Below are 25118 nucleotides of genomic sequence, written 5' to 3' on the forward strand. Positions count from 1 at the left end.
ATATAAGTTTTGGAGACTAGAGATGAATTTACCACTCATCATCAACGTGCTCGTTTTTGTAGCACTGCTTATTCTATTGGCAAAAACGAACTCAAATAAATGGAGTTTATCCAAAAAAGTTCTTGTGGCTCTAGTCGTAGGTGTCGTTTTTGGGCTGGCATTAAACATCATTTATGGAACAGATAATCTTACCGTAAAAGAATCAATTAAATGGTTCAATATTATTGGTAATGGTTATGTACAATTGCTACAAATGGTTATCATGCCGTTGGTTTTTGCTTCTATCCTTAGTGCCGTTGCTCGTTTACACAAAGCATCTTCCTTAGGAAAAATCAGCTTGTTTACCATTGGTACGTTACTGTTTACTACAGCGATTTCCGCTTTAATCGGCATCGTAATTGCCAATTTATTTGGGCTCAATGCAGCAGGACTGATCCAAGGTACTCAAGAAACTGCTCGTTTATTAGCAATTGAAAGCAATTATATTGGCAAAGTTGCAGATATGAGTGTGCCTCAGATCATTCTCTCTTTTATCCCCAAAAATCCCTTTGCTGACTTGACGGGAGCACGCCCTACTTCCATTATTAGTGTGGTAATTTTTGCAACATTTTTAGGCATCGCTGCGCTACAAATGATTAAAGATGATCAGGGACGCGGTAAACGGGTTCTCGTTGCCATTGATACCATGCAAGCATGGGCAATGAAGCTAGTTAGGTTAGTTATGCGCCTCACTCCATACGGTGTGATGGCTTTAATGACCAAAGTTGTTGCTAGTTCCAATATCCATGACATTACCCAATTAGGTAGTTTTGTTGTTGCTTCCTACATCGCTCTTGGCCTGATGTTTGTAGTACATGGCGGGCTTTTGGCACTTACGGGTATCAATCCTCTGAAATTCTTGAAAAAAGCAGGCCCCGTACTGACCTTCGCATTTACCAGCCGTTCAAGCGCTGCAAGTATTCCCTTGAATGTTGAAACACAAACTCGCCGCCTCGGTATTCCTGAGTCTATTGCCAGCTTCTCCGCTTCTTTTGGCGCAACTATTGGACAAAATGGCTGTGCTGGCATTTATCCAGCGATGTTGGCAGTGATGGTCGCTCCAACCGTAGGTATTAACCCTTTTGATCCAGTGTGGATTGCAACTCTTGTGGGAATTGTCACTATTAGCTCTGCGGGAGTTGCTGGTGTTGGTGGTGGCGCAACATTTGCAGCATTGATTGTTTTACCTGCCATGGGTTTACCTGTCACCTTAGTGGCACTGCTCATTTCTGTTGAGCCTCTTATTGATATGGGACGTACAGCATTGAATGTTAATGGCGCTATGACAGCAGGTACTATTACCAGTCAATTAATGAGAAAAACCAATAAAAAAGTATTTGAGCAAGATGAAAAAGTTTTATTAAATCACTCTCAATAACATGCACTTTCTTCTGTGAATAAAGAGAGTTTACCCGGCATAGCCAGGGGTTTCTATATACAATAAAGCCGAGGTTCGCCATGAACCTCGGCTTTCTTATCTATATTAGCTATTGGTTATTTATTATTTTATATATTCACCGCTACGAAGGGCTTCAATACGCTTATCCAACGGCGGATGAGATAAGAACAACTCGCTGAAACTCTTAGCTTTACCATTAATACAGAATGCCATCATGCTTCCCTCTTCCTGAGGTTCATAGCTGGTCTTAAGACGTTGCAATGCTGCAATCATCTTTTCGCGGCCAACCAATTTTGCTGATCCTGCATCCGCATGGAATTCACGGTAGCGGGAGAACCACATGGTAATAATGCTTGCCAGAATACCGAATACGATCTCTAACACCATAGAAATCACCATGTAGACTATCGGATTACCATTACTGCTGCTTTCACTTTCATCATCGCTGCTGGAAAGGAAACTTGCAGCAGCCTGCGCAATGATACGTGAAATGAAGATAACAAATGTATTCACAATACCCTGCAACAATGTCATCGTAACCATATCACCATTGGCAATATGACTAATTTCATGCGCTATGACGGCTTCAGCTTCATCACGGCTCATATTGTTCAGTAGCCCTGTACTAACAGCGACTAGAGAAGCATTACGGCGTGCTCCTGTAGCAAATGCATTAATATCCAAGGCATCATAGATAGCCACTTGTGGCATAGTAATTCCCACTTGATCCGACTGACGGCGTACAGTTTCCATCAACCAAGCTTCAGTTTCATTGGATGGTTTTTCAATAACCTGGCCACCCACAGAACGCAGAGCCATCCATTTCGACATTAACAAAGAAATGAATGCACCCCCAAAACCAAACAAACCAGCCATAATCATGAGGCCAGCAACACTGCTCCGCTGAACTCCTGTAAGTGAAAGTATTATTCCAAACACCACCATGACAGCAAGGTTTGTGAGAAGGAACAAGGCGATTCTCATCATATAAATTTGCTTCCTTTAATTATCAAACAGTTCAACTAAAAGTTAAGCCATAAGATGGGGACAACCCCCATATTATTCAAGTTTTTTAAGATGTTAAGCGATATAAACAACATAACTTTACAATATGATAAAAGGCCGACTACCAAGCCGGCCTTTTATTTATAACAAATTTTAAGACTATCTCGTTACAGCTATTTCAGCAGGCTGATGTGCCAAATCCAAAGCAATTTTTACAGATTCATCTAAGTAAGGATCAGGCCCTTTATAATCTTTTGGCAAATCATCAAGCGATTTGAGCGGTTTTTTACCTTCCCGTTTAAAGCGTTCATTAAAACGATTCAATTTGATTGCTTCGTATTCCTTGTTTTCTTTCTCTCTTTGAGCATAGTTCAAGGAATAAACGCCCTTACGTTCTTTGATGACTTTATAGTAAGCAATATCCTGTTTGATATATTTAAATTCAGGATCATTAGCAATCCGTTGATTATGCAACTTAGTCAAGAGTGGCGTTAACTCTGAAATCACTTTCAAAGAAGTATAATGCGCAGGCTGAATACTGTCCCAAGGTAACGCATTATCTTCTTGGCTTTCCCCTATTTCAGAAGGTTCTTCTCCTGTCGGCATAATGATATCAGGCGTTACTCCCTTAAGCTGGGTACTACCACCATTTATCCGATAGAATTTCTGGATCGTGTATTGCACAGAACCAATTTCTGGCCACTCAGGCCGCAGCATTTGATCATAAATACGGTTCAAAGGACGATATTGCTGAACTGTACCTTTGCCGAAAGATGGTTCTCCCACTATCAATCCACGGCCATAATCTTGCATGGCAGCCGCAAAGATTTCAGATGCAGAAGCACTTCTGTTGTCAATCAGAACAACCAGAGGACCTTTATAATAGATTGCTTCATCTGTATCTGCCTCCACTTTTACTCTACCAGTATTATCTCGAATCTGGACAACGGGACCAGTAGGAATAAATAAGCCAGATAACGATACAGCTTCTGTTAGCGCTCCACCACCATTGCCGCGCAAATCAATAACAACCGAGGCAACCCCCTGTTTAGTGAGTTTTTGCAACTGTACTTTTACATCATTAGTTAAGCCAACGTAGAAACCTGGTATATCCAGAACACCAACCTTATCTTTCCCTACCGTTTTTACCGACATCTTGACAGCTTTATCTTCAAGGCGGATATTCTCACGGGTTAAGGTAACAATGTGGTTTTTTGCCCCTTTCGTACTTGGAATGATTTCAAGACGAACCTTACTCCCCTTCGGACCTTTGATGAGAGCAACGACATCTTCCAAACGCCATCCAACAACATCAATAATTGGTTTACCTACTTGCCCAACACCAATGATTTTATCCCCAACTTTCAATAAATTGCTTTTGGCCGCTGGACCGCCTGGAAGCAATGAATGAATAGCGATATACTCATCATCATATTGTAAAACAGCACCAATGCCTTCAAGAGATAAGCTCATCTCTGAATTAAATTGTTCTGTATCACGAGGCGAGAGATAACTGGTATGCGGATCTATTTCACGGGCAAAAGCCATCATAATGCTTTGAAAAACATCCTCACTTTGGGTTTGTGTGAGGCGTTTTAATAATGTCCGATAACGTTTAGTCAACGTTTCTTTGATTTCTTTATCATCTTTGCCGGATAATTTAAGATTTATCCAATCAGATTTGATTTTAGCATCCCAAAGCCTATCCAACTCTTCACTACTCTTTGGCCATGGCGCTTTAATACGGTCGGTGTCAATGGTGTCATGATCGTTTAAGTCAACGGGTTTTTCTAAACGGGCAAGCACATATTGATAGCGTTCAAAACGACGCTTTTGCATCAGATTAAATAGATCATACGGAAGTTTTAGCACGCCATTTTCAAGTTCTTTTCCTAATTCTCCCTTCTGGCTCGCGAATTGCGCGATATCAGATGCTAAAAAAACATTATGTCCATAATCCAGTTGATTCAGGTAACGATCAAAAATTTTTCCTGAAAAATCTGCATCCAGATAAAACTGGCGATAATGAGAACGAAGAAAACGGGAAACAATCCGTTTACTTATTGTGGGATGTTGCAGTTCCGGTTTTAAATCTGGCAATTGGCTCAGGCTGACCACAGACGTATTATGATTAGAGTCAGTAACGTGGCTACCACTCGCGACATTACCATTATTAATAGTATCTGTATAACCTGTACCAGAAAATGATAGACCTAAAACGAAAGCCAATGTAATGAGTTTGTTCATGCCCAAGTTGGCCTCCGTATCAGAACTTTAAGTGTTCTGCGCGTACAATCATTGCTAAACCAGTAGGTAACTGCACTCTGACACCATCTTTTGCAATTTCAAGCACAGATGCATCCATTAAGCTTTTTCCTACGTTTACTTTGATTGTCTGACCGACTTTCAAAGAGGATACGTCAGTGACTGAGTTTAACCCAGATTGTGCAATTTTTTTTATGGTCTTATCTGCTGGTTTACGTGATTGTTGCGGGCGGTTTTGCGAACGCACTGGACGCTTTTCACCATCGCCTGATTTCTTCTGACGACGAGGAACCGGCTTTTTATTCACAGGCCGTTCATTTTTCTTGTCAGATACGTTTTCAGTTTCACGTTTCTTGGCATGTTGTTCAGATCGTTGAGCCTGTACCCGCGCTTTCGCTTCTGCTAATTGCTGGCGCGCATGTTCAATATGTTCAATTTCCAGCTCGCCACACATGTTTCCGTCAAGGTCAACACGCTGTGCTCCCTCTTTTACACCATAGAGATAGCGCCAACTGGAAGTATACAAACGCAAAGCAGAACGGAGCTGTGTTTTACTCAAACACTCCTCGCCCTGAATACGTTCAACGATGTCCTGGAAGATCCCGATCTTCAAAGGACGTGCTTCACCTTCTGCTACAAAGCAAAGTGGGAAGCGCTCAGCCAAGAAAGCAATGACTTCTTTACTACTGTTCAACTTAGGTTGATTTTCCATGAAATTTCCTGATTACAACGGTTTTGCCAACCAGCGCAGGCATGAACAGGCGACATTATAATAATGTTGCTGATAAATGCCACGTTATACGTATGTTAAGTTACGTTCTGTTGTAGATATTTTGACACAACACATTGTTCCAAGTGGTTACAAAGCCTGATAACTAGCGCTTTCAAGCCATTTTCATCATTCTCGTCAAACCGATCAAAAACCGTGCTATCAATATCCAAAACACCAACAACTTTCTCGTTGATTTCTAAAGGAAGTACAATTTCAGCATTACTGCTGGCATCGCAGGCTATATGACCCGGAAAAACATGCACATCAGAAATCCGCTGTATACTCTTATTTGCAACTGCCGTTCCACATACACCTTTTCCTATTGGAATACGAACGCAAGCAATCCTACCCTGAAATGGCCCTAATACTAGGGTATCATCATCAACTAAGTAAAAGCCAACCCAATTAACATTATCCAAACGCTCGTATAACAATGCGCTTGTGTTAGCAAGAGAAGCTATAAAATCGTACTCTCCTGATAGCAGGGCCATCAAACTATCAGATAGCTCTTGATAAAATTTATTCTTATCCATAATTCCCTACGCAATAAACAAAAAATTTAACACAATGAAAACAGTTGTTTTACATTAAATTTTTACCCTATGTAACAAACTATTTCTAAGCATAACCAGTCATATGATTTAGATTTACTTTTAGAATACCGTCTCTCTGCCTGAATTTAAATTTTCTTTAATTATTTTTACCAGTATTCACTTATAAAATTTAGGGAGATATCACAATCTGTTTAAAAAATAGACCAATTTACACTCAATATCGGCCTTTCTTCATTTTTTATTATAAAACACGTTATGGTTACTTTAAGTACAAATAAAAAAAGGCCGAGTTACTCCTCTACTCGGCCCAGGGAAAAATGGCTCTATTAAAAAGCCTTGCGCTAAAAGTTGCCATTGAGACGTAGAACAACTTACTACCTAAAGCGTAGTTGACATACAATGAATTACAAGCTTTAGCCACTATCGGTTGGATGAATGATCACATAAAGCCAGTGCTGCTTTCTGGAATGGCTCAATGCTCATTTTTTGCTTAGGACGATCGGGATCATTTAAGAGGATGGTATCTAATGATGATGCAATGACTTTATTAGCTTGCATCAGTTGTGTTGCTCTATCATTCAATGGATACTGCATCAATGTACTGGGATTTATCACAAACAACGCGCCATCTGTTCGGCAATCAAGCATAACCTCTTCGCGAGTGAATGCCCACTGTTTCCCAAACTGTAGCTTGCTGATGGTTTTTATTGGCGCAGCTACTCCTTGAAAAGAGAGAAGTAAAAAAGGCAGAACCCAAAATAGTCGTTTCATTATATTTCCCCTATAGATACATGCCGTAATTTTATCGCTAATTTTCCTGTTTATGTACCCAGATTTGCACCAACCATTACGCAGGAGGTTGCGTTGCAAAAATCGCTACGCATAACAATGCGGTTGTACCCAGAATAATTTCCAGCCAGCTATTGATTATCAATTGCTGATAGCACTTTTTCTGTTTTAACTTGGGAACTAAAATATAACGGTTAATCAAAGCCAAAAGAACCATTCCAATAACCAGAACTATTTTTAACCATAGCATGGATTGGTATTCAGATAGAGCTCGACTAAAGACAGGCCAATCTGGAATGAGAATCACACTACTCACTATTCCTGTCACAATCACCAGAAACACGGCAAAATGCCCATAAAGAGAAAATTTCTTCATAGCAATTACGCTATCTGCATATAGATTAGCCGCATTAGGGGATAAGTTGGTTTCTACTGACTGCCGTAATCGCAAGAATTGTAGACACACTAAGAATGGCCACAACCCACCAAACCAGTAACCAGCACTGAGTAAATGAACAACCTGATTAGCTTGAAGTAATAGCCCTATACTTCCTTCATGCATAGCTGCATGTCCAATGAAAGCATGGCTTGAAAGTAAAATAATTGAGCAACCTAACAACAGGAAATTTCTGACCTTAATATTGGAAAGGAACAATCCCCCCACAGCCAGTGCAGCTATTAATAACTGCCATCTCCAGACTTGCCCAAAAGAGGTTCCCAAGACTGCCAGCCAAATATCCAGAGCATAAATATCGTGCCAGCCATCCCCCATTAATCCAGTCTGCACAATAAACCAGATAATTGAAGTTATCAAAGCCAGCACGGTGCTGATTAATACTCCAATTTTTAACCGTTCTCCCATTAGGATCGAAAAATGCCCGGAAACAATTACGGTGAATAAGCTAAGGCCGAACATCAACATGACGACCACAAAATGAGAGAAACGGCAGAATATGTATAGCGCCTCTAGAGAGATCATTATCTTACGGTAAAACTATAAACGCCTTTGGTTTTATGGCCATCGACAGAGAGTACACTCCAGTCAACACTGTATTTTCCCGCAGTAAGTTTACCTTCAACTGGCAGGATTAACTTGGTTTTGGTTTCAGGATCGAGTTCCAACCGACCTGTTTTAACTACAGCTTTTTCTGGACCAATCAATTTTACCTTACTAAATCCCAGTTCAATACGTTCTGAGAAGTTCAAGGTGATAGTTTGTGGGGCAACTTCAACCACGGTATTTTCTGCGGGAGTCTGATCTTTCAAATGTGCATGGGCCAAAGCCTGCTGACAAGACATGCCGACAAACAGAACCACAAGAGTAGATAATTTGGTCCAGAATGAACGGATGTTAAGAATGAGCATATAGATAACCCTTTAATATGTAGATAAATTTTTCATGCTTGAAGGGTGATTCTATACCAAAAAATCTGTTTAATCTGCGGCAATTGACGAGTAATGTCCTGACCTGTGAGGCACTACGCAAAAATGGGATAAAAGAGTGAGGGTCGTAACCCCGGTTTCACAATGCATGAAAAACAGATAAAGAAACGGGAGTTACGATGGAAAAATAGATCAAATCGAAAACCGAAAGCTATATCAGGCCTGTACTGGTGCCGTAGATAATCCTTTAAGATCTTTATCCAACAAGAACAAGGCTTTTCCACTTTCACCTACCATATCTAGTTTGTCCAGAATGGATTTGAACAGTTTTTCTTCTTCATGCTGCTCAGCAACATACCACTGCAAGAAGTTAAAAGTGGAATAGTCCTGTGTCGTCATCGCTACATGGGCAAGTTTATTGATCTCTTCCGTGATCAATTTTTCATGCTCATAAGTCTGATTAAACACATCAGAGATAGATTTAAATTCTACAGGAGGAGCCTGAATAGCGCCTAATACAGGCATTGATCCAGTGTCACCCAAATAATCAAACAAACGTTGCATATGTTGCATTTCTTCCTGTGAATGAGTCTTTAAAAACGCTGCAGCACCTTCATATCCTTTATCACTGCACCATGCACTCATTTGCAAATATAAATTCGCAGAATAAAATTCAAGATTTAATTGCTCATTTAATTTTTTGATCATTTCTTGTTTTAACATCAGCCAACTCTCCCAATAATTCATTAAACTTGGCGTATTATGCCAATTAAAATCACATAATACAAAAACAAAATAAAAATATATAACACAATGATAAATAAAGGATTACAAATAATAATAGATAGAAATAAATCTCATTAAATATAAGAAAATAAGAATCAATTTTATTTAATTAAATTTTTATTCAAAAAAACATTTTTAATAAAAATGATAATTGATATTATTTGTATTTATTAGGTGAGTTTCTGCCCTTTTTAAACAACTTGCTAAACAAAAGAGTGTTTACTAATTTTCTTTTATACCAATCTAACTTCAAGATGCGTGTGATTTCTCCCCCGCTTCGCGGGGAGAAATCAGGTTTCATAGCGTGTTATAAATCGCAACTTGAAGTTTAATGCGTATAGAGAAATTTAAAATGAATTTTCAGAGAGGCCAATATGGAACATAATTTAGCCAAATTATCTAAAGATGAGATGGATAAGGTCAATATTGATTTAGTAGCATCCGGTGTTGCTTTCAAAGAACGTTATAACATGCCTGTTATTCCTGACACGGTTGAACAATCACAACCAGCACATCTGCGGGAATATTTCCAACAACGCTTACAGCACTACCGCCAGCAATCAAGGTTACTGTCACGCCTGCCTTATGAGCCTAAAAACCGCTAAGGGAATGCGATGAGAAAAGATAACCACCATTTTCTGGTGGTTATCTTATTCCAGCTAATTTATTTTCCAACAAATTTATCAGTCGCCTTAATGAGTTGGTGTAAAATACCGGCTTCATCAAAAGAGTGCCCAGCACCTTCCACAATATGCAATTCAGCTTCCGGCCACGCTTTTGCTAAATCCCACGCATTTTGTATCTGACATGCCATATCATAACGGCCATGGATAATCACCGCAGGGATATGTCTGATCACATCAATATGATCCAGTAATTGCTGGGTTTCGTCCATAAAACCATTATTAATAAAGTAATGGTTTTCAATACGTGCAAATGCCAAAGCAAAATTATCTTCTGAAAAAGAAGCTGAACTTGCAGAAGGCAACAGTGTGACGGTTTCTCCTTCCCAAAGACTCCATAAACGGGCCGCTTCCAGCTGGACTTGCAAATCGTCACTGGTCAGCCGTTTGTTATAGGCCGCTATGACATCTTTACGCTCTTCTTCTGACAGGATCGACAATGTACGTTCCCATTTTTCCGGGAAAAAACGCGAAGCACCTTCTTGGTAATACCAGTGCAACTCTTGTGGACGAAGCAAGAAAATCCCTCTTAGCACTAATTCTGACACACTATTCGGGTGTTTTTCAGCATAGGCCAAAGACAGTGTTGATCCCCATGAACCGCCAAAAACCAGCCATTTCTCAACACCCATGAGATTACGCAGCCGTTCAAGATCCTCTATTAAATGCCATGTTGTATTATTTTCCAGGCTAGCGTGGGGCTTAGAACGCCCACAGCCACGCTGATCAAATAACATAATATGGTAGCGTTCAGGATCGAATAACTGACGATGATAGTTTGCTATCCCACCACCAGGGCCACCATGGATGAATACTGCGGGTTTACCTTTTGGATTGCCACACAATTCCCAATAAACCTGATGTCCATCACCCGTATCCAGATACCCTGTTTGATATGCATCATAAGCGGGATAGAGTTTCCGTTGTTCCGTCATAAAGCCCCTCACTGTTTAAACAAAACGGGATACTTTCTCAGTATCCCGCACATATTTAAAGAAAAGATAGTGTGACAAATTATTTGCTTTTATTTACTTTACTTCACCATAACTGATAGTTTCTTTTTGACAATCAATCGTGACATTGTAACTTTTATCTTCTTTCGTACCTCGGACGATCAATGGAACCTGCAATACATTTGTATCACCAGTAATATCATTGACATTTACCCATGCAATGGGTTTTGAAGTACCTAATTGTTTTCTGTCTCTATCCCAGTGACTAATACGCTTTTGTAAAAAATCTTGCTTAACTTGTGCCGCTACTTGATCTTTAGTTAAATTTTTACAAGAAATAAACTTCGCCACACGGTCGTTCTCAGCAGCGGTTACCGTGAACGAAACGGAAAACAAAATACCGGCACTCAATAAACCAATACGATGAATAAACTGATTTGCCTTCATATTACCTCCTATTACCATCCAAATAGTATGGATTAAAAGTTGCAATAAATTAACATGTAATAGAAAGCAATTATGTGAGTTTTGTTAAAAATGCCTCGCGACTAGTTTTCATCATCTTCAAATAAAACAGGGATCTGCTCATGGTTTCGGTGCTTTTCGCGTAATTCCTGAGCAATAATAGCAATGGCTTCTCCGCTGCCCATTCCTTCGGAAATAAGCTGATGGATCCTCTCTACGGCCGCTTGCTGCTCTTCATGGGATAATACTGGCATACCTGAAAACATCGTTATAACCTCAAATAAAACATAGCACTTAATGGCAAACGGCGATTATAGCCTGTTTTTATCTCAAGTCAGGAGCAAGATTGTGTGATAATCTCCGCGGATTAATATGTTATTCCTTGTGGATTGCTCAACACCAATATTGATTCCGCCATGAAAATTGCATTACAAAAACGACAATTACCGTATTCTCCTGATCTCGCCATTCACTATTTCGCCCCTTTGTCTGCATTACCCTGGGCCATGCTGTTACATTCTGGAACCGCCGAACATCCGCATAATCGATTTGATATTATTGTCGCTGAACCTGTGACAACCCTTGTCACCCAAGGAACCTCTACCGAGATTAATTGTAATGATAAGGTTTCTCTTTCCAAAGAAGATCCCTTCCAGCTATTAAAAAACTATCTTCGCATCTGGGACATTAATGCTCAATTTGATCCGGACCTCCCTTTTCAAGGAGGAGCATTAGGTATATGGGGATACGATCTCGGACGACGTATCGAAAAGTTACCTGAATTAGCCACCCATGAACTGAGCTTTCCTGATATGGCTATAGGGATCTACGATTGGGGATTAATTATTGATCATCAGCTACAGAAAGTAACGTTACTAAGCTACCACGATATTGACGAACGGCTGACATGGTTAGAGTCTCTGCGAGAAACCAGAAAAGAAGAATTTTCCCTGACAAGTCCGTGGCAATCGAATATGACAGCACAGCAATACCACGAAAAAATTGCTCATATCCATCGCTACCTACGAGAAGGGGATTGCTATCAAGTCAATTTATCCCAGCGGTTCTATGCTAATTACAAGGGAGATGAATGGCAGGCATTTATCCAGCTCAATGAAAGCAACCAGGCTCCCTTTTCTGCCTTTATCCGCTTGCCTGAGCACTGCATTATCAGCGTTTCACCTGAACGTTTTATCCTTTTGAAAGATCATCACATTCAGACGCGCCCAATAAAAGGAACGCTGCCCCGATTGCAAGACCCTGTAGAGGATCAATTACAAGCTGAGAAATTAGCAAACTCACGCAAAGATCGCGCGGAAAACTTGATGATTGTTGACTTATTGAGAAATGATATTGGGCGAGTTGCTACCCCAGGTTCAGTCAAAGTCCCTGAATTATTTGTTGTTGAACCCTTTCCGGCCGTACACCATCTGGTTAGCACCATCACAGCAACTTTGCCTGACACATATCATGCCACAGATTTACTGCGGGCCTGTTTCCCAGGTGGATCAATTACGGGTGCCCCTAAAATCCGAGCCATGGAAATCATTGAAGAATTAGAGCCACATCGCAGACATGGATATTGTGGTGCTATTGGCTACATTAGTTTCTGCGGTACAATGGACAGCAATATTACTATTCGTACCTTGCTGACAGAAAAAGAAAAAATTTACTGTTGGGCAGGTGGTGGTATCGTTGCAGATAGCATCGCTGAAAAAGAATACCAGGAAACATTTGATAAACTCGGACGGATCTTACCTCAATTAGGGGAACTATCTATATCATGACATCGCTCTCTGACTTCATTCATCGGTTTCAATTGCAGCTTCCTGCAAAACCAGCACATTTAGCCAGCAACCAACGAAATGCTGCGGTATTATTACCGATTATATGTAAGCCAGAACCAACGCTGTTATTCACCCAACGCTCCGCAAGCCTCCGCTCCCACGCCGGACAAATTGCTTTTCCGGGTGGAGCGGCAGATCCTGAAGACGCCTCTCTGATTGCCACAGCTTTGCGCGAAGCAGAAGAAGAAGTCAGCCTGCCACAAAATAAAGTGCAAATATTGGGGCAATTAGCCCCCTTGGATAGTATTGGGGGTTATCGTGTCACTCCGATAATTGGGCTTATTACCGAACCCATCTCTTTTCGAACCAATCCCGCAGAAGTAGCAAGCATTTTTGAAATCCCGCTGCTTGAGGCACTTTCCCTTCCCCATTATCGATATCTGGATATAAAACACCGCAACCAACAGCGACGAGTCTATTTTTATTGGCACCAAGAGCATATGATTTGGGGATTAACCGCAGCCATTATTTATCGCTTAGCCCAGCAAGTACAAAAAACGTTCTAAAACACCACAAAACTGTGCATTACTTATCCATAATCATATCAATTGCTATTATAATTAAAAAAAAACTGTAAACTCCTTTATCAACACTACCAAATAACAGTAAAGTAGCGCGCTTTATATAAATAACTATATTTCTTTCTTCTTTAAAGGAGTCTGGCGTGATTAGCGTTTTCGACATGTTTAAGGTGGGTATTGGCCCATCCAGCTCTCATACTGTTGGTCCTATGAAAGCAGGCAAACAATTTGTCGATGATCTTGTAAACCAAGGAGTAATGTCCTCTATCACGCGTGTAGCTGTTGATGTATACGGCTCACTTTCATTAACCGGGAAAGGTCACCATACGGATATCGCTATCATCATGGGCCTGGCAGGTAACATGCCCGCAACTGTTGATATTGATTCAATCCCAGGTTTTATTCGTGATGTTGAGCAAACTGAACGTTTGCCGCTGGCAAATGGTTTACACGAAGTCGATTTTCCTCGCGATGGCGGTATGAACTTCCGTAGCGATAACTTATCACTGCACGAAAACGGCATGCAAATTCATGCATTCGCAGGTGACGAAAAGGTTTACAGCAAAACCTACTACTCCATCGGGGGTGGTTTTATTGTTGATGAAGAACATTTTGGCAAACCATCCCAGGACTCCAAACCGGTTTCTTACCCTTACAGCTCTGCGGCTGAGCTGTTGATGAACTGTAATAAAACCGGCTTGTCTGTTTCTGGCTTGATGATGAAAAATGAATTGGATTTACACAGCAAAGAAGAAATTGCTGAGTATTTCGCAGACGTATGGGCAACTATGCAAGCTTGTATTGAGCGTGGCCTGAATACAGAAGGGGTTTTGCCTGGCCCATTGCGTGTTCCTCGCCGTGCCGCTGCATTGCAGCGTATGCTGACATCATCAAATAAATTGTCTAATGACCCAATGAATGTTGTTGATTTAATTAACATGTTTGCATTGGCCGTCAATGAAGAAAATGCGGCGGGTGGCCGTGTTGTTACCGCTCCAACCAATGGGGCATGTGGTATTGTCCCTGCTGTTTTGGCCTACTACAACCATTGCATTGAGCCTGTGACAGCGGAACTATACACCCGCTATTTCCTGGCTGCGGGTGCCATTGGTATCTTATATAAGATGAATGCCTCTATTTCTGGTGCGGAAGTTGGCTGTCAGGGTGAAGTTGGGGTAGCTTGCTCGATGGCAGCAGCCGGCATTGCCGAATTATTTGGCGCAAGCCCTGAACAGGTTTGCATCGCAGCAGAGATTGGAATGGAGCATAACCTTGGTCTGACTTGTGACCCTGTTGCAGGCCAGGTGCAAGTTCCTTGCATTGAACGTAATGCTATTGCTTCCGTGAAAGCGATCAATGCTGCCCGTATGGCACTTCGCCGTACCAGTGAACCTCGTGTTTCTCTCGATAAAGTTATTGAGACGATGTATGAAACGGGCAAAGATATGAACGCAAAATACCGTGAAACTTCACGCGGTGGTTTGGCGATAAAAGTTCAGTGTGACTAATGTAAGCATTGCTTACTCATTAGACAGAAAGCGATATTATCGCCTCCTTTTTCTACATTTAAATTTTAGCTGAAATAGTATCCCTGCCATTTGGTAGGGATATTTTTTTGGCTGAAACGAGTGACTAAAGTACATTATTTTCCATTTTACGGTAAATACATCGCAATTTTTTTATAAGAAAATTAAGAAAATGTTACCGGAAACAAAAACAAACACCAAAAAACAACCAATTTAAAGAATTTTAAAAAATAAATTTATTTAAATGCAGAATAAAATATTATTTTATCCTATCAAAACAGTCTATCTTAATTTTTCTGACTAATAGCAATTTTCTTGAAGGCTGCAAATGATACTCTAACTATATATTTACTTATGTAACAAAATATAAAACCATGACCGTTTTATGTTCACTACCATCCTATTGATTGAATAGGAAGTTAAATACATTAGAAATATTGAGTATGAGCTTGCAGTAGTCTGAGTTCAATTGTGATAGAAAGGGGAAAACAAGTGAGTATAGCCATTATGATTGGCACACACGGGGCTGCGGCGGAACAGCTGCTTCGTACTACAGAGATGTTGATTGGGGAACAGGAAAATGTTTCTTACATCGACTTTGTGCCCGGTGAAAACGCTGATACGTTATTCGAGAAATACAACCACAAGCTGGAATCGCTTGATACAGAACAAGGCGTACTGTTTTTCGTCGATACCTGGGGTGGCAGTCCATTCAATGCTGCAAACCGCATCGTGGTTGATAAAGACAACTACGAAATCGTCACGGGTGTCAATGTTCCGATGCTGGTTGAAGCTTTCATGTGCCGTGATGATGATCCAACGATGGAAGAGCTGGTTGCTGTAGCACTAGAAACCGGCAAAGAAGGTATTCGAGCCCTTAAAGCAAAACAAGATGAAGAGCCTGCCAAACCTGAACCCGTAAAACCCGCTGCACCTGTCTCCGCCGTTCCAGCTTCAGCAATCTCTGCGGGTGGCCATATGAAGATTGCCCTCGCACGTATTGATGATCGCCTTATCCACGGCCAGGTTGCTACCCGTTGGACTAAGGAAACTAACGTCAAGCGTATCATTGTCGTCAGTGATGAAGTTGCCCAGGATACGGTTCGTTCTACCTTATTGAAACAAGTCGCACCTCCCGGCGTTAGCGCACATGTCATAGACGTTGCTAAGTGCGTTCGGGTTTATAACAACCCCAAATATGCTAACGAACGCGTCATGTTGCTCTTTACCAACCCAACAGATGTTCTGCGTATTGTCGAAGGCGGCGTCGCTATCGAATCCATCAACATCGGTGGCATGGCTTTCCGCCAAGGAAAAACCCAAATCAACAACGCGATTTCCGTTGATAAAACTGACATTGAAGCCTTTGAAAAACTGAACTCACGCGGCATAGAACTTGAAGCCCGTAAAGTTGCCAGTGATACCCGTTTGAACATGATGGATCTACTGAAAAAAGTTTAGCCATCAGAACAGATGTCATTTTATTAACCATTAGTCAATAACAAAATTCTTACCAAATTACATTTGGTTATAGGAGAAAAACAATGGAAATTACCGTTGTTCAACTTGTGTTGATATTCATCGTTGCCTGTATCGCAGGTATGGAGTCAATTCTCGATGAATTTCAATTCCACCGTCCATTAGTTGCTTGTACATTAGTCGGCTTAGTGCTTGGTGATATGAAAACCGGCATTATCATCGGCGGTACACTGGAAATGATTGCCCTTGGCTGGATGAATATCGGTGCAGCAGTCGCCCCCGATGCAGCATTAGCTTCCATCATTTCAACCATCCTGGTTATCGCTGGTGGGCAAGATGTCGGTGCCGGTATCGCACTGGCTATTCCACTGGCAGCAGCAGGCCAGGTTCTGACTATCATCGTCCGTACCTTGACTGTGGGTTTCCAACATGCAGCCGATAAAGCCGCAGAAAACGGTAATCTTCGTGCAATTAGCGTCATTCACATTTCAGCTTTGCTGCTTCAAGCTATGCGAATCGCCATCCCTGCCCTGATCGTTGCAATATCCGTAGGCACATCTGAAGTTCAGCATATGTTAAATTCCATTCCACAAGTGGTCACCAGCGGCCTGAATATCGCCGGTGGTATGATCGTGGTTGTCGGTTATGCAATGGTGATTAACATGATGCGTGCAGGTTATCTGATGCCGTTCTTCTACCTTGGTTTCGTTACGGCAGCCTTCACTAACTTCAACCTTGTGGCATTAGGTGTGATTGGTATTGTTATGGCAATCCTGTATATCCAGCTTAGCCCTAAATATAATCAATCACAGGCAGCCGCTTCTGCTGGCAATACGCCAAACGACCTTGATAACGAATTAGATTAAGAGGATGAACAACATGTCAGAAGCAACAAATATGGGTCAGAAAAAGCTGACACAAAGCGATATTCGTGGTGTATTCCTCCGCTCTAACCTATTTCAAGGGTCGTGGAACTTTGAACGGATGCAGGCACTCGGTTTCTGCTTTTCGATGATACCTGCCATTCGTCGTCTGTACCCGGAGAATACCGAAGAAAGGAAGCAAGCTCTCAAACGACATATGGAATTTTTTAATACCCATCCTTATGTTGCAGCGCCTATCCTGGGTGTCACTATGGCAATGGAAGAGCAACGAGCCAATGGAGCTGACATTGATGACGGGGCTATCAACGGTATCAAAGTGGGTTTGATGGGGCCTTTAGCAGGGGTTGGTGATCCTATTTTCTGGGGAACTGTTCGTCCGGTATTTGCCGCTCTGGGAGCCGGTATTGCCATGAGTGGCAGTCTGTTAGGCCCTGTTCTGTTTTTCATCCTGTTTAATTTAGTGCGATTAATTACCCGTTACTTGGGTGTCGCTTATGGCTACAAAAAAGGGTTAGATATCGTTAAAGATATGGGCGGTGGCTTCTTGCAGAAAATGACAGAAGGCGCGTCCATTCTCGGCTTGTTTGTCATGGGTGCCCTCGTCAACAAATGGACCAAAGTGAATATTCCGCTCGTGGTTTCTGAAGTGCCTGATCCAATCACGGGTGAGATGAAAGTGACTACTGTTCAAACCATCCTTGACCAGTTAATGCCTGGCCTCATGCCATTATTGTTAACATTTGGCTGTATGTGGCTACTGCGGAAGAAAGTCAATCCGTTATGGATTATCATCGGCTTTTTCGTGCTGGGGATCGTCGGTTTCCGTTTTGGTTTCCTCGGTTAGAGCTGATATTCCTGCATGACTTGAATATTCGGGGGAGGTTTTGCCTCCCCTTTCTTTGTGAGAGAATAGGGATTAAAAATGAGTTTGAATGATATTATTCTAATAGTTTTAATTGTATTAATGCTCGCTTTTGCGATTTATGATGAATTTATTATCAATCAGCTCAAAGGAAAAACGCTGTTAAATATCAAACTCAAAAGAAAACAGCGGCTTGATGCACTGATATTTATCATTTTGATTGCTATTATTATTTACAATAATGTCACATCACATGGCAGTCAGTTCACGACCTATTTATTAACATTTATCATCCTGGTGACATTATATTTAGGTTATATTCGCTCACCAAAACTAATATTCAAAAAACAGGGTTTTTATTATGCCAACCGTTTCTTTTCTTATGAAAAGATTAACGCAATGAATTTATCTGAAGACGGCATTCTGATGATGGATTTAGGGCAAAACAAAATATATATATCCGTCACAAAGCTGGATGACTTAGAAAAAATTTATCAATTTCTGGTTAACAACAGATGATTAAACTTGGCAGATTCGATTAAATAAGATCAATAATTCATATTGGTCTTATTTCCTCCTAAAACAGATATAGATAACGATAAGCATTATCATTTTCATATTTAAAATTATGGCAAAATCTTTTTGCCTTTTATTCTTAATATGATATTGTCCGTCGCAGTCATTGGGGAGTAGCCTGTTCCAGAAAATCTCTGGAAAATTCGTATCAACATACTCGTTTAAAATAAAACGTGGTACGAATACCTAAAGAACCTAATAACATCCAGGTTTTTATATTCCCGTTATATTTCAAGTGACAATTAACAAATTCGCAGCTTGAAAGATACGGGGATAAATCGGTTGGCAAGACCATAGACACATAACAGCGCCGTTGGTTGGGGGTGTGTTGTGTGTGTATGGAATCACCCAACCGAGGCTATTTTGATGAATCTCTATGCAACACTTATTCTCGCGCTTGCCCTTTCCATGGATGCTTTTGCCGCTGCTGTAGGAAAAGGGGCCGCCCTTCACCGCCCTCATTTTCGCGAAGCTATCCGTACAGGTATCATCTTTGGTTTGGTTGAAGCCTGTACGCCTTTAATCGGTTGGTCATTGGGCCTGTATGCCAGCCAATATATTATGGAATGGGATCATTGGATTGCCTTTTTCTTGCTCTTGATCCTTGGTTGCCGCATGATAATTGATAGTTTCAAACGTGAACCTGAAACGCCTTATCAAGCGACTCCTCAACGCCATAGTTCAACGGCATTGGTTCTCACTGCAATTGCAACCAGTCTGGATGCTATGGCAATGGGTGTCGGCCTTGCCTTCTTACAAGTTGATATTCTCCACACAGCCATGACAATTGGCCTGATGACTATGATTATGGCCACATTAGGCATGTTAATTGGTCGTTATATTGGCCCGCTATTGGGTAAAAGAGCCGAGTTAGTTGGGGGATTGGTCTTAATTGCCATTGGCTTCAATATATTATTCGAACATCTTAAATTATTCTGGTATGCGGAATAAGGTTATTATTTTATTAACTCAATTTACTCCGGATATATACGCATTAAACTTCAAGTTGCAATTTACAACACAATATGAAACTTGATTTCTCCCCGCAAAGTGGGGAGAAATCACACGCATCTTGAAGTTAGATTGGTATAGTTCGTTATATTCCGGAGATTTGTTCCCTTGTCACCATACTTCTAAATAATAATACTGAGAGTATCAGATGTTGGCGTTCCTTACCCCGCCCGCCGCGCGGGGTAAGGAATACTCCTATTATTTTGAAACGCTATTTAGCGGTTATAAGATGACAGAAATTATTTTATTATCAAACACGTCGATATATTTTTAACGTAAAATCTGCTTCACAAGCAAACTGTTCTCTTGATATCAAATGCGTTTTAACCTCTTCTGATGCCCGCCAGGCAAAAGGGGTCATCTGCAATAAATTATGTGCTTGTTCACCATTTAATGACATGGTATAGGCCAACGTTTCGGTTGAAATTAATTCAAATTCTTCCCATTGTTCCTGATTCTCAGGATGTAAATGCACTTCCTGATAAATAAGCTCTTTCAATTGATACAAATGACGAGGCCCTGGTGTTACTGTCAGGACAATCCCCTCTGTTTTCATTACCCTGGCCAATTCTGCCGCTTTGCAGGGAGCGTAAATCCGCAAAATACCATCCAGTGAACTGTCCGCAAATGGCAACCGGTGACTAGATGCTACGCAGAAATTAACGTCGGGATAACGCCTGGCACCATAACGAATTGCGACTTTCGCCACATCCAATCCAAACACTGCCAATTTCCGCTGAAGATTCAGCTGTTCCTGAACCGCAGCGGTGTAATAACCTTCACCACAACCAATGTCCAGCAACGTTTCAGCCTTTTCTGGTAAATATTCATCAAGCAACTTAACCGTTTTTTGTTGCAGGATCTGATAATGGCCTGAGTGCAAAAATGCCCTTCTCGCTTGCATCATCTCCACACTATCCCCAGGCTCTTTTGAGCGTTTATGCTGAACGGGCAGTAAATTGACATACCCTTCTTTTGCACAATCAAATTGGTGATTATTCTCGCAACGCCATTGGTGGTGAGTAAACAGTAAAGGTGTGTGACATAAAGGACATTGATAAGACATAACATTCCGACGGATAGGGAAAATCAGGGGGCGTACTATACCATATTTCTGATATATACGTTTTTAAACTCCATGCTTTTGAAATTTAAACGTGACACTCCACTGCCTGACTGCGTTAAAGAAATTATATTGACTATTCTCAACACTCTATTTATTTTTACCATCCAATAACACTTTCATTACAAATTGGGGATGTTGTCAAATACTTAGATAGCAGTGCAGTCCCCTGGCCTTATCCCAATGATGGTGCAGAATACTTTGTTAAAAAGGTGGCTTTTCCCGCCATACAATCAGGAAAAGCCTGGCTATAGTCTATTCGGATAAAAAAACATCCCGATGAACTCATCGGAGTGATCGGGTTACATGACCGGCAAGATAATAACCGAGGGTTTTGGCTTTCCCTGGAGCATCAAGGCCAAGGATTGATGCGCGAAGCCTGTGAGAAAGTGACTGATTATTGGTTTCACGTACTGGGGAAATCCGTTCTTAGAACACAAAAAGCCAGTATTAACCGCGGTTCGAAAAAAATCTCATTAGCACAAGGTGAAAAGCTGATAAAAGTGGAAGAAAAAGAGTACGTTTCAGGAAAATATGCTTGTGAGTTCTGGGAAATAACCAGGGAAGAATGGTGTAATCGACATGCACCTTCTTAATAAATTTTAACTACCCATTAATCCTACATTTTCTGCCTGGGAAACTGGGCTTGCAGGAATGGCAGTAATAATAAACCTATCAATACAGCACAAACAGAAATAGTGATAAATAACCCCTTCCAATGATAATATTTTAAAATAATGGCAAAAGGATAACCAGCAAGTGCAGCTCCCGTATACGCAAAAAGGCCGACAAACCCCGTCGCCGCCCCCGCTGAATCTTTATGGGAACATTCCGCCGCAGCCATACCAATCAACAATTGTGGCCCAAAAACAAAAAAACCAATGGCGAAAAAGCCAATGGATTGAAAAATCAAATCAGTCATAGGCATCAGCCATAAGGCAGCCACCGATAAGAAAATACCCATCGCAAATATCAAATTCATCGGCCCACGATTACCGCCAAACACGCGATCCGATCCCCAGCCTGCCACCAGCGAACCCATAAATCCCCCCACTTCAAAAAGTGATAATACAGCGTTCGCGCTCACTAAATCATAATGGTGATATTCTGTCAGATAGAGGTTTCCCCAATCGTTAATAACCGTACGGACGAGATAGACCAAAACGTAACTCAATGAAAGCAACCAAATATATTTATTGCCAAAAACATAGGTTTTCAGTATTTCTCTGGTCGTTAGCCCTTTCCCTTGATTTTCCTGTATTTTTTCTAAATGATCATCACGAAATTGGCCAATGGTCGGTAACCCCATTGTTGTAGGTTTGTCGCGTAACCGCCAACATAAAAATATTCCGGCCAAAATACCTAAACAGCCCGGCACAATAAACCCTTCTCGCCAGCTAAAATGTAATGTTAAGAAACCGATAAACAACGCAACCAAAGCACTGCCTGTATGGTGTGATGTATTCCATAGAGACCACCAAAAACCACGCTCTGAGCGAGAATACCAACTGGTGAGCAATTTAGCACAGGGTGGTGAACCCCAGCCCTGAAACCACGCATTTAATATCCACAAAAAGGTAAACATCACAATCGAGCTGGACAGACCAAAAAAGATATTAATGATCCCTGTCGCAATTAACCCGATTCCCATGAAATAACGCGGGTTGGAGCGATCAGAGATAATGCCGGAAAGAAATTTGGAACAACCATAAGTGATATAAAACAGGGTTCCAATCAGGCCAATCTCACCTTTATCAAGGCCGAGATCGGCTATCATGGCAGGCATCGCATAGTTGAAACTTTTACGGGTAAAGTAAAACAGCGCATATCCCACATAAAGACTCAGCATGATATGCAAGCGCCAGTAGCGATACTGTTGCCGGATTTCTTCAGCAGATAGCGGCTCGTCATGTATCGGCCTGGATTGAGAAAAAGCTGTCATAAGCGTATTTTAAAGTTTAGGCAAAGTGATAGACAAGTCCGTCCCCGAAGATGTCGAATCAGCGTGTCGTTTTTCACTGTGAATTGAGAACGTTCCACCCAGCGCCTGCACACGTTCCCGCATACCACGTAAGCCAAACCCTTTCATATGATCCTCAGACTTACAGCCAATACCATTATCTCTGATTAATACATGGATCATCCCGTTGATGGAAAAATGTAATTCAATACGATCCGCTTGAGAATATTTCATGGCATTATTCAGCGCTTCCTGACAAAGGCGATATAACGTAATTTGGGTGGTGTCACTTAGTTGCGCAATTGCCATAGCTGAATCCGTTTCCCAATAAACATCTACCAATATGCCATGGGATGCAAATTCCATATCCCGCAATAATTGTTCAATAGCCTCTTTCAAACCGAGGTCATCAAGGATTTTAGGCCGCAGCCGACTAAGTAACCCTTTAGTTGTATCATAAACATTGAGGGATAACGATTCGATAGTTTTCGCACAATTAGCGCTAATCGGTGCAACTTCTACCCGCTGGATAATATTGGCCTGAGTACGAATAGCGGTAATATTCTGGCCAATTTCATCATGCAGTTCACGCGCAATTTCCCGCCTTACCGATTCTTCTGCTTTCACCAATTGACGGGACAAGCTGTGATTGCAATGAAGTTGACGCTTTAATTGTGCATTAAGATCACGCTGACGCTGCACCGCCATTCCCAGCATGATCCCCGTTAGCGTTTGAGCCAACAATGATAACAAGAGATCCGTGATCTCTATATTCGAAATACCATTATTTGAGACACCATTGCGCGCGGCAATCAAGGCAATACTGTTTAGCAAAGTGCCAACCACCGCCCCCTGCCAGCCGTAACGAAAAGCCAACAAGATAATAGGAATGGCCAGACAAAATGGGGCAAAATAACGCAACTCATTCGGCAGACCGACTTGAAGAAAAATATTTATTATAAACAATGAACTATAAAGAATAATGTGCTTCAGGTGAAACTGAATACGATGTGATACAAGATTAGCAGTCAGGGGAAACCAAATATTTTGGAACAAATAGTGCCATACTAAATAGCACAAAGGAACTAACATGACACCACCGGTTAAACTCACCAAAAATGCAATATTCAAAGCAGAATTATGATTACTGATCGCCACCACATTAATCATGGATGTTGTCAGAATAATACCAGCCATGACTGCAAATCGCTGCCATTGATTGCCACAATAATAGCGACTGGCAAACCAGACAAGAGGAAAACTGGCCATGCTAGCCGTTAACACCGTCAACCATTGTTGTTGTCCCATTAGGATCGTCAAACAAATGGTAAGCCCCCATTCTGCGCTGTAAATAGTCGTCCAATAACGCTTGGGGGTATGGAGAACAATACCGAGGCGTAAAGCAAAAGGAAAAAATAGGATGGCCAATTCAGAATCATTGACAAAATAGTAGGCAATGACCCATAAGCAGAACCACCAACAAGAAAACAATAGCCAGCCGCAAAATGAATTGATCAGATATTGACGCATTAAAGATCACTAGTGGCAAAATAATTCGCCAAACCAACGTTATTCGTTACCCCTAATTTACTCATCGCATTGGCTCGATGGACATGTACGGTTTTATGGCTTAATCCCAATTCAGCTGCTATAGCTTTAACATCCATACCACTCGCCAACATCTCTCCAACTTGTCGTTCTCGTTTAGTCAGGTATTCTAATGAAGACGGATTGCTCTTTGATGACGTTAAATTGAGTACAATGTCCGACGTGAGATAACAACCATTATTGGCGGTCGTCCGCACCGCTTGAATCAGTTCATCCGGGCTGCAACGTTTACTAAGATAACCACGCGCACCTGCTTTCAAGGCATTTTCCACCATAGTGGCAGAATCATGCACACTCAGCATAATACAGCTAATACCAGAGGGAAGATCTTTCAGCAGTGAAAGCCCGCTTTCATCTTTCATGGAAATATCAAGAATACAAACCGTTGCACTCGATCCCGGTAAGCCCTGTCTGGCTTCAGCACATGAACTGAACTCTCCCACGACTTCAATATCAGGCTCTAAATTCAGCAACTGCGCGAATCCTGAACGTACAACAACATGATCATCAACTAATGCTACTTTAATCATCATCATTTATTATCGAGTTAAGCATTCGACTAAACTACTCTTATTGATATGGCTTCGCAATAGTACGTAATAGATAGAAAATTAGGGTAAAAAATGAT

General features: G+C 41.3%; 26 protein-coding genes and 1 riboswitch. Of the genes, 11 read left to right on the forward strand and 15 right to left on the reverse strand.

Going from position 1 to position 25118, the window contains the following annotated elements:
* The first annotated feature begins 22 nt into the window (after nucleotides 1-22).
* Nucleotides 23-1417, forward strand: coding sequence for an L-cystine transporter (locus tag WDV74_RS09765; protein WP_338882545.1), 1395 nt, complete (start codon nucleotides 23-25; stop codon nucleotides 1415-1417).
* A gap of 123 nt (nucleotides 1418-1540) precedes the next feature.
* Here WDV74_RS09765 and htpX read toward each other — a convergent pair whose 3' ends face one another.
* From htpX to ftnA, 8 genes are all read right to left on the reverse strand, one after another.
* Nucleotides 1541-2425, reverse strand: coding sequence for a protease HtpX (htpX, locus tag WDV74_RS09770; protein ID WP_338882546.1), 885 nt, complete (start codon nucleotides 2423-2425; stop codon nucleotides 1541-1543).
* Between the two features lie 177 nt (nucleotides 2426-2602).
* Complete coding sequence (gene prc / locus WDV74_RS09775; RefSeq protein WP_338882547.1) at nucleotides 2603-4690, reverse strand: carboxy terminal-processing peptidase; 2088 nt, start codon at nucleotides 4688-4690, stop codon at nucleotides 2603-2605.
* Between the two features lie 19 nt (nucleotides 4691-4709).
* Nucleotides 4710-5420, reverse strand: coding sequence for an RNA chaperone ProQ (proQ, locus tag WDV74_RS09780; RefSeq protein ID WP_338882549.1), 711 nt, complete (start codon nucleotides 5418-5420; stop codon nucleotides 4710-4712).
* A gap of 95 nt (nucleotides 5421-5515) precedes the next feature.
* A complete protein-coding gene (locus WDV74_RS09785; protein WP_338882551.1) occupies nucleotides 5516-6013 on the reverse strand; it encodes a GAF domain-containing protein in 498 nt (165 codons plus the stop codon).
* 441 nt (nucleotides 6014-6454) lie between these two features.
* Entirely contained in the window at nucleotides 6455-6805 is a 351-nt protein-coding gene (locus WDV74_RS09790) for a YebY family protein (RefSeq protein WP_338882552.1), read from the reverse strand.
* 76 nt (nucleotides 6806-6881) lie between these two features.
* Nucleotides 6882-7802, reverse strand: coding sequence for a copper homeostasis membrane protein CopD (gene copD, locus WDV74_RS09795; protein WP_338882554.1), 921 nt, complete (start codon nucleotides 7800-7802; stop codon nucleotides 6882-6884).
* Nucleotides 7802-8188 (reverse strand): copper homeostasis periplasmic binding protein CopC, encoded by a 387-nt coding sequence (gene copC, locus WDV74_RS09800; protein ID WP_338882555.1) that lies wholly within the window; start codon nucleotides 8186-8188, stop codon nucleotides 7802-7804. The genes copD and copC overlap by 1 nt, the downstream gene beginning before the upstream one ends.
* A 234-nt stretch (nucleotides 8189-8422) precedes the next feature.
* Nucleotides 8423-8929 carry a non-heme ferritin gene (gene ftnA / locus WDV74_RS09805; RefSeq protein ID WP_338882556.1) on the reverse strand — a complete coding sequence of 169 codons (507 nt, stop codon included), beginning with the start codon at nucleotides 8927-8929 and terminating at the stop codon, nucleotides 8423-8425.
* 437 nt (nucleotides 8930-9366) lie between these two features.
* On the opposite strand from ftnA, the gene WDV74_RS09810 reads away from it, so the two are divergent.
* The gene (locus tag WDV74_RS09810; RefSeq protein ID WP_338882557.1) at nucleotides 9367-9597 is read left to right on the forward strand and encodes a DNA polymerase III subunit theta; all 231 of its coding nucleotides are present in this window, start codon (nucleotides 9367-9369) and stop codon (nucleotides 9595-9597) included.
* Between the two features lie 59 nt (nucleotides 9598-9656).
* Here WDV74_RS09810 and pip read toward each other — a convergent pair whose 3' ends face one another.
* The 3 genes from pip to WDV74_RS09825 form a co-directional block, all read right to left on the reverse strand.
* Nucleotides 9657-10610, reverse strand: a complete 954-nt coding sequence (gene pip, locus WDV74_RS09815; RefSeq protein ID WP_338882558.1) for a prolyl aminopeptidase — start codon at nucleotides 10608-10610, stop codon at nucleotides 9657-9659.
* Nucleotides 10611-10703: 93 nt separating this feature from the next.
* Entirely contained in the window at nucleotides 10704-11075 is a 372-nt protein-coding gene (gene yebF / locus WDV74_RS09820) for a protein YebF (RefSeq protein WP_338882560.1), read from the reverse strand.
* Nucleotides 11076-11176: 101 nt separating this feature from the next.
* The gene (locus WDV74_RS09825; RefSeq protein WP_338882561.1) at nucleotides 11177-11359 is read right to left on the reverse strand and encodes a YoaH family protein; all 183 of its coding nucleotides are present in this window, start codon (nucleotides 11357-11359) and stop codon (nucleotides 11177-11179) included.
* A gap of 150 nt (nucleotides 11360-11509) precedes the next feature.
* Here WDV74_RS09825 and pabB point away from each other — a divergent pair, with 150 nt between their 5' ends.
* The 8 genes from pabB (at nucleotide 11510) to mntP (ending at nucleotide 19739) form a co-directional block, all read left to right on the forward strand.
* The gene (gene pabB / locus WDV74_RS09830; protein ID WP_338882562.1) at nucleotides 11510-12880 is read left to right on the forward strand and encodes an aminodeoxychorismate synthase component 1; all 1371 of its coding nucleotides are present in this window, start codon (nucleotides 11510-11512) and stop codon (nucleotides 12878-12880) included.
* Complete coding sequence (locus WDV74_RS09835) at nucleotides 12877-13446, forward strand: CoA pyrophosphatase (RefSeq protein ID WP_338882564.1); 570 nt, start codon at nucleotides 12877-12879, stop codon at nucleotides 13444-13446. Before pabB ends, WDV74_RS09835 begins: the two co-directional genes overlap by 4 nt.
* Before the next feature lie 158 nt (nucleotides 13447-13604).
* Nucleotides 13605-14969, forward strand: a complete 1365-nt coding sequence (locus WDV74_RS09840; RefSeq protein WP_189759212.1) for an L-serine ammonia-lyase — start codon at nucleotides 13605-13607, stop codon at nucleotides 14967-14969.
* Between the two features lie 510 nt (nucleotides 14970-15479).
* Nucleotides 15480-16448 carry a PTS mannose transporter subunit IIAB gene (gene manX, locus WDV74_RS09845; RefSeq protein ID WP_338882566.1) on the forward strand — a complete coding sequence of 323 codons (969 nt, stop codon included), beginning with the start codon at nucleotides 15480-15482 and terminating at the stop codon, nucleotides 16446-16448.
* An 83-nt stretch (nucleotides 16449-16531) separates the two neighbouring features.
* A complete protein-coding gene (locus WDV74_RS09850) occupies nucleotides 16532-17332 on the forward strand; it encodes a PTS mannose/fructose/sorbose transporter subunit IIC (RefSeq protein ID WP_189759214.1) in 801 nt (266 codons plus the stop codon).
* Nucleotides 17333-17345: 13 nt separating this feature from the next.
* Nucleotides 17346-18194, forward strand: coding sequence for a PTS mannose transporter subunit IID (locus WDV74_RS09855; protein WP_338882567.1), 849 nt, complete (start codon nucleotides 17346-17348; stop codon nucleotides 18192-18194).
* A 78-nt stretch (nucleotides 18195-18272) separates the two neighbouring features.
* Nucleotides 18273-18731, forward strand: a complete 459-nt coding sequence (locus WDV74_RS09860) for a DUF986 family protein (RefSeq protein WP_338882568.1) — start codon at nucleotides 18273-18275, stop codon at nucleotides 18729-18731.
* Nucleotides 18732-18882: 151 nt separating this feature from the next.
* Nucleotides 18883-19025, forward strand: a riboswitch (yybP-ykoY riboswitch).
* A gap of 129 nt (nucleotides 19026-19154) precedes the next feature.
* The gene (mntP, locus tag WDV74_RS09865; RefSeq protein WP_338885574.1) at nucleotides 19155-19739 is read left to right on the forward strand and encodes a manganese efflux pump MntP; all 585 of its coding nucleotides are present in this window, start codon (nucleotides 19155-19157) and stop codon (nucleotides 19737-19739) included.
* A 310-nt stretch (nucleotides 19740-20049) separates the two neighbouring features.
* On the opposite strand, the gene rlmA is transcribed toward mntP, so the two are convergent.
* Nucleotides 20050-20865 (reverse strand): 23S rRNA (guanine(745)-N(1))-methyltransferase, encoded by an 816-nt coding sequence (rlmA, locus tag WDV74_RS09870; protein WP_338882570.1) that lies wholly within the window; start codon nucleotides 20863-20865, stop codon nucleotides 20050-20052.
* 350 nt (nucleotides 20866-21215) lie between these two features.
* Between rlmA and WDV74_RS09875 the strand changes: the two genes are divergently transcribed.
* Complete coding sequence (locus WDV74_RS09875) at nucleotides 21216-21518, forward strand: GNAT family N-acetyltransferase (protein ID WP_338882571.1); 303 nt, start codon at nucleotides 21216-21218, stop codon at nucleotides 21516-21518.
* 23 nt (nucleotides 21519-21541) lie between these two features.
* On the opposite strand, the gene WDV74_RS09880 is transcribed toward WDV74_RS09875, so the two are convergent.
* From WDV74_RS09880 to uhpA, 3 genes are read right to left on the reverse strand one after another with little or no spacing between them, the layout of a single operon-like run.
* On the reverse strand, nucleotides 21542-22864 hold the full coding sequence (locus WDV74_RS09880; protein WP_338882572.1) for an MFS transporter: 1323 nt from the start codon (nucleotides 22862-22864) through the stop codon (nucleotides 21542-21544).
* A gap of 9 nt (nucleotides 22865-22873) precedes the next feature.
* Nucleotides 22874-24412 carry a signal transduction histidine-protein kinase/phosphatase UhpB gene (gene uhpB / locus WDV74_RS09885; protein WP_338882573.1) on the reverse strand — a complete coding sequence of 513 codons (1539 nt, stop codon included), beginning with the start codon at nucleotides 24410-24412 and terminating at the stop codon, nucleotides 22874-22876.
* Complete coding sequence (uhpA, locus tag WDV74_RS09890) at nucleotides 24412-25020, reverse strand: transcriptional regulator UhpA (RefSeq protein ID WP_338885575.1); 609 nt, start codon at nucleotides 25018-25020, stop codon at nucleotides 24412-24414. Before uhpA ends, uhpB begins: the two co-directional genes overlap by 1 nt.
* Nucleotides 25021-25118: the final 98 nt, after the last annotated feature.

It is taken from the genome of Xenorhabdus sp. TH1 (genome assembly GCF_037260955.1).
Lineage (GTDB): Bacteria > Pseudomonadota > Gammaproteobacteria > Enterobacterales > Enterobacteriaceae > Xenorhabdus > Xenorhabdus griffiniae.

Excerpts from the sequence above, each read along its gene's own strand:
- WDV74_RS09765 (WP_338882545.1), top strand. The coding sequence starts at position 23 with ATGAATTTACCACTCATCATCAACGTGCTCGTTTTTGTAGCACTGCTT.
- htpX (WP_338882546.1), bottom strand. The coding sequence starts at position 2,425 with ATGATGAGAATCGCCTTGTTCCTTCTCACAAACCTTGCTGTCATGGTG.
- prc (WP_338882547.1), bottom strand. The coding sequence starts at position 4,690 with ATGAACAAACTCATTACATTGGCTTTCGTTTTAGGTCTATCATTTTCT.
- proQ (WP_338882549.1), bottom strand. The coding sequence starts at position 5,420 with ATGGAAAATCAACCTAAGTTGAACAGTAGTAAAGAAGTCATTGCTTTC.
- WDV74_RS09785 (WP_338882551.1), bottom strand. The coding sequence starts at position 6,013 with ATGGATAAGAATAAATTTTATCAAGAGCTATCTGATAGTTTGATGGCC.
- WDV74_RS09790 (WP_338882552.1), bottom strand. The coding sequence starts at position 6,805 with ATGAAACGACTATTTTGGGTTCTGCCTTTTTTACTTCTCTCTTTTCAA.
- copD (WP_338882554.1), bottom strand. The coding sequence starts at position 7,802 with ATGATCTCTCTAGAGGCGCTATACATATTCTGCCGTTTCTCTCATTTT.
- copC (WP_338882555.1), bottom strand. The coding sequence starts at position 8,188 with ATGCTCATTCTTAACATCCGTTCATTCTGGACCAAATTATCTACTCTT.
- ftnA (WP_338882556.1), bottom strand. The coding sequence starts at position 8,929 with ATGTTAAAACAAGAAATGATCAAAAAATTAAATGAGCAATTAAATCTT.
- WDV74_RS09810 (WP_338882557.1), top strand. The coding sequence starts at position 9,367 with ATGGAACATAATTTAGCCAAATTATCTAAAGATGAGATGGATAAGGTC.
- pip (WP_338882558.1), bottom strand. The coding sequence starts at position 10,610 with ATGACGGAACAACGGAAACTCTATCCCGCTTATGATGCATATCAAACA.
- yebF (WP_338882560.1), bottom strand. The coding sequence starts at position 11,075 with ATGAAGGCAAATCAGTTTATTCATCGTATTGGTTTATTGAGTGCCGGT.
- WDV74_RS09825 (WP_338882561.1), bottom strand. The coding sequence starts at position 11,359 with ATGTTTTCAGGTATGCCAGTATTATCCCATGAAGAGCAGCAAGCGGCC.
- pabB (WP_338882562.1), top strand. The coding sequence starts at position 11,510 with ATGAAAATTGCATTACAAAAACGACAATTACCGTATTCTCCTGATCTC.
- WDV74_RS09835 (WP_338882564.1), top strand. The coding sequence starts at position 12,877 with ATGACATCGCTCTCTGACTTCATTCATCGGTTTCAATTGCAGCTTCCT.
- WDV74_RS09850 (WP_189759214.1), top strand. The coding sequence starts at position 16,532 with ATGGAAATTACCGTTGTTCAACTTGTGTTGATATTCATCGTTGCCTGT.
- WDV74_RS09855 (WP_338882567.1), top strand. The coding sequence starts at position 17,346 with ATGTCAGAAGCAACAAATATGGGTCAGAAAAAGCTGACACAAAGCGAT.
- WDV74_RS09860 (WP_338882568.1), top strand. The coding sequence starts at position 18,273 with ATGAGTTTGAATGATATTATTCTAATAGTTTTAATTGTATTAATGCTC.
- mntP (WP_338885574.1), top strand. The coding sequence starts at position 19,155 with ATGAATCTCTATGCAACACTTATTCTCGCGCTTGCCCTTTCCATGGAT.
- rlmA (WP_338882570.1), bottom strand. The coding sequence starts at position 20,865 with ATGTCTTATCAATGTCCTTTATGTCACACACCTTTACTGTTTACTCAC.
- WDV74_RS09880 (WP_338882572.1), bottom strand. The coding sequence starts at position 22,864 with ATGACAGCTTTTTCTCAATCCAGGCCGATACATGACGAGCCGCTATCT.
- uhpB (WP_338882573.1), bottom strand. The coding sequence starts at position 24,412 with ATGCGTCAATATCTGATCAATTCATTTTGCGGCTGGCTATTGTTTTCT.
- uhpA (WP_338885575.1), bottom strand. The coding sequence starts at position 25,020 with ATGATTAAAGTAGCATTAGTTGATGATCATGTTGTTGTACGTTCAGGA.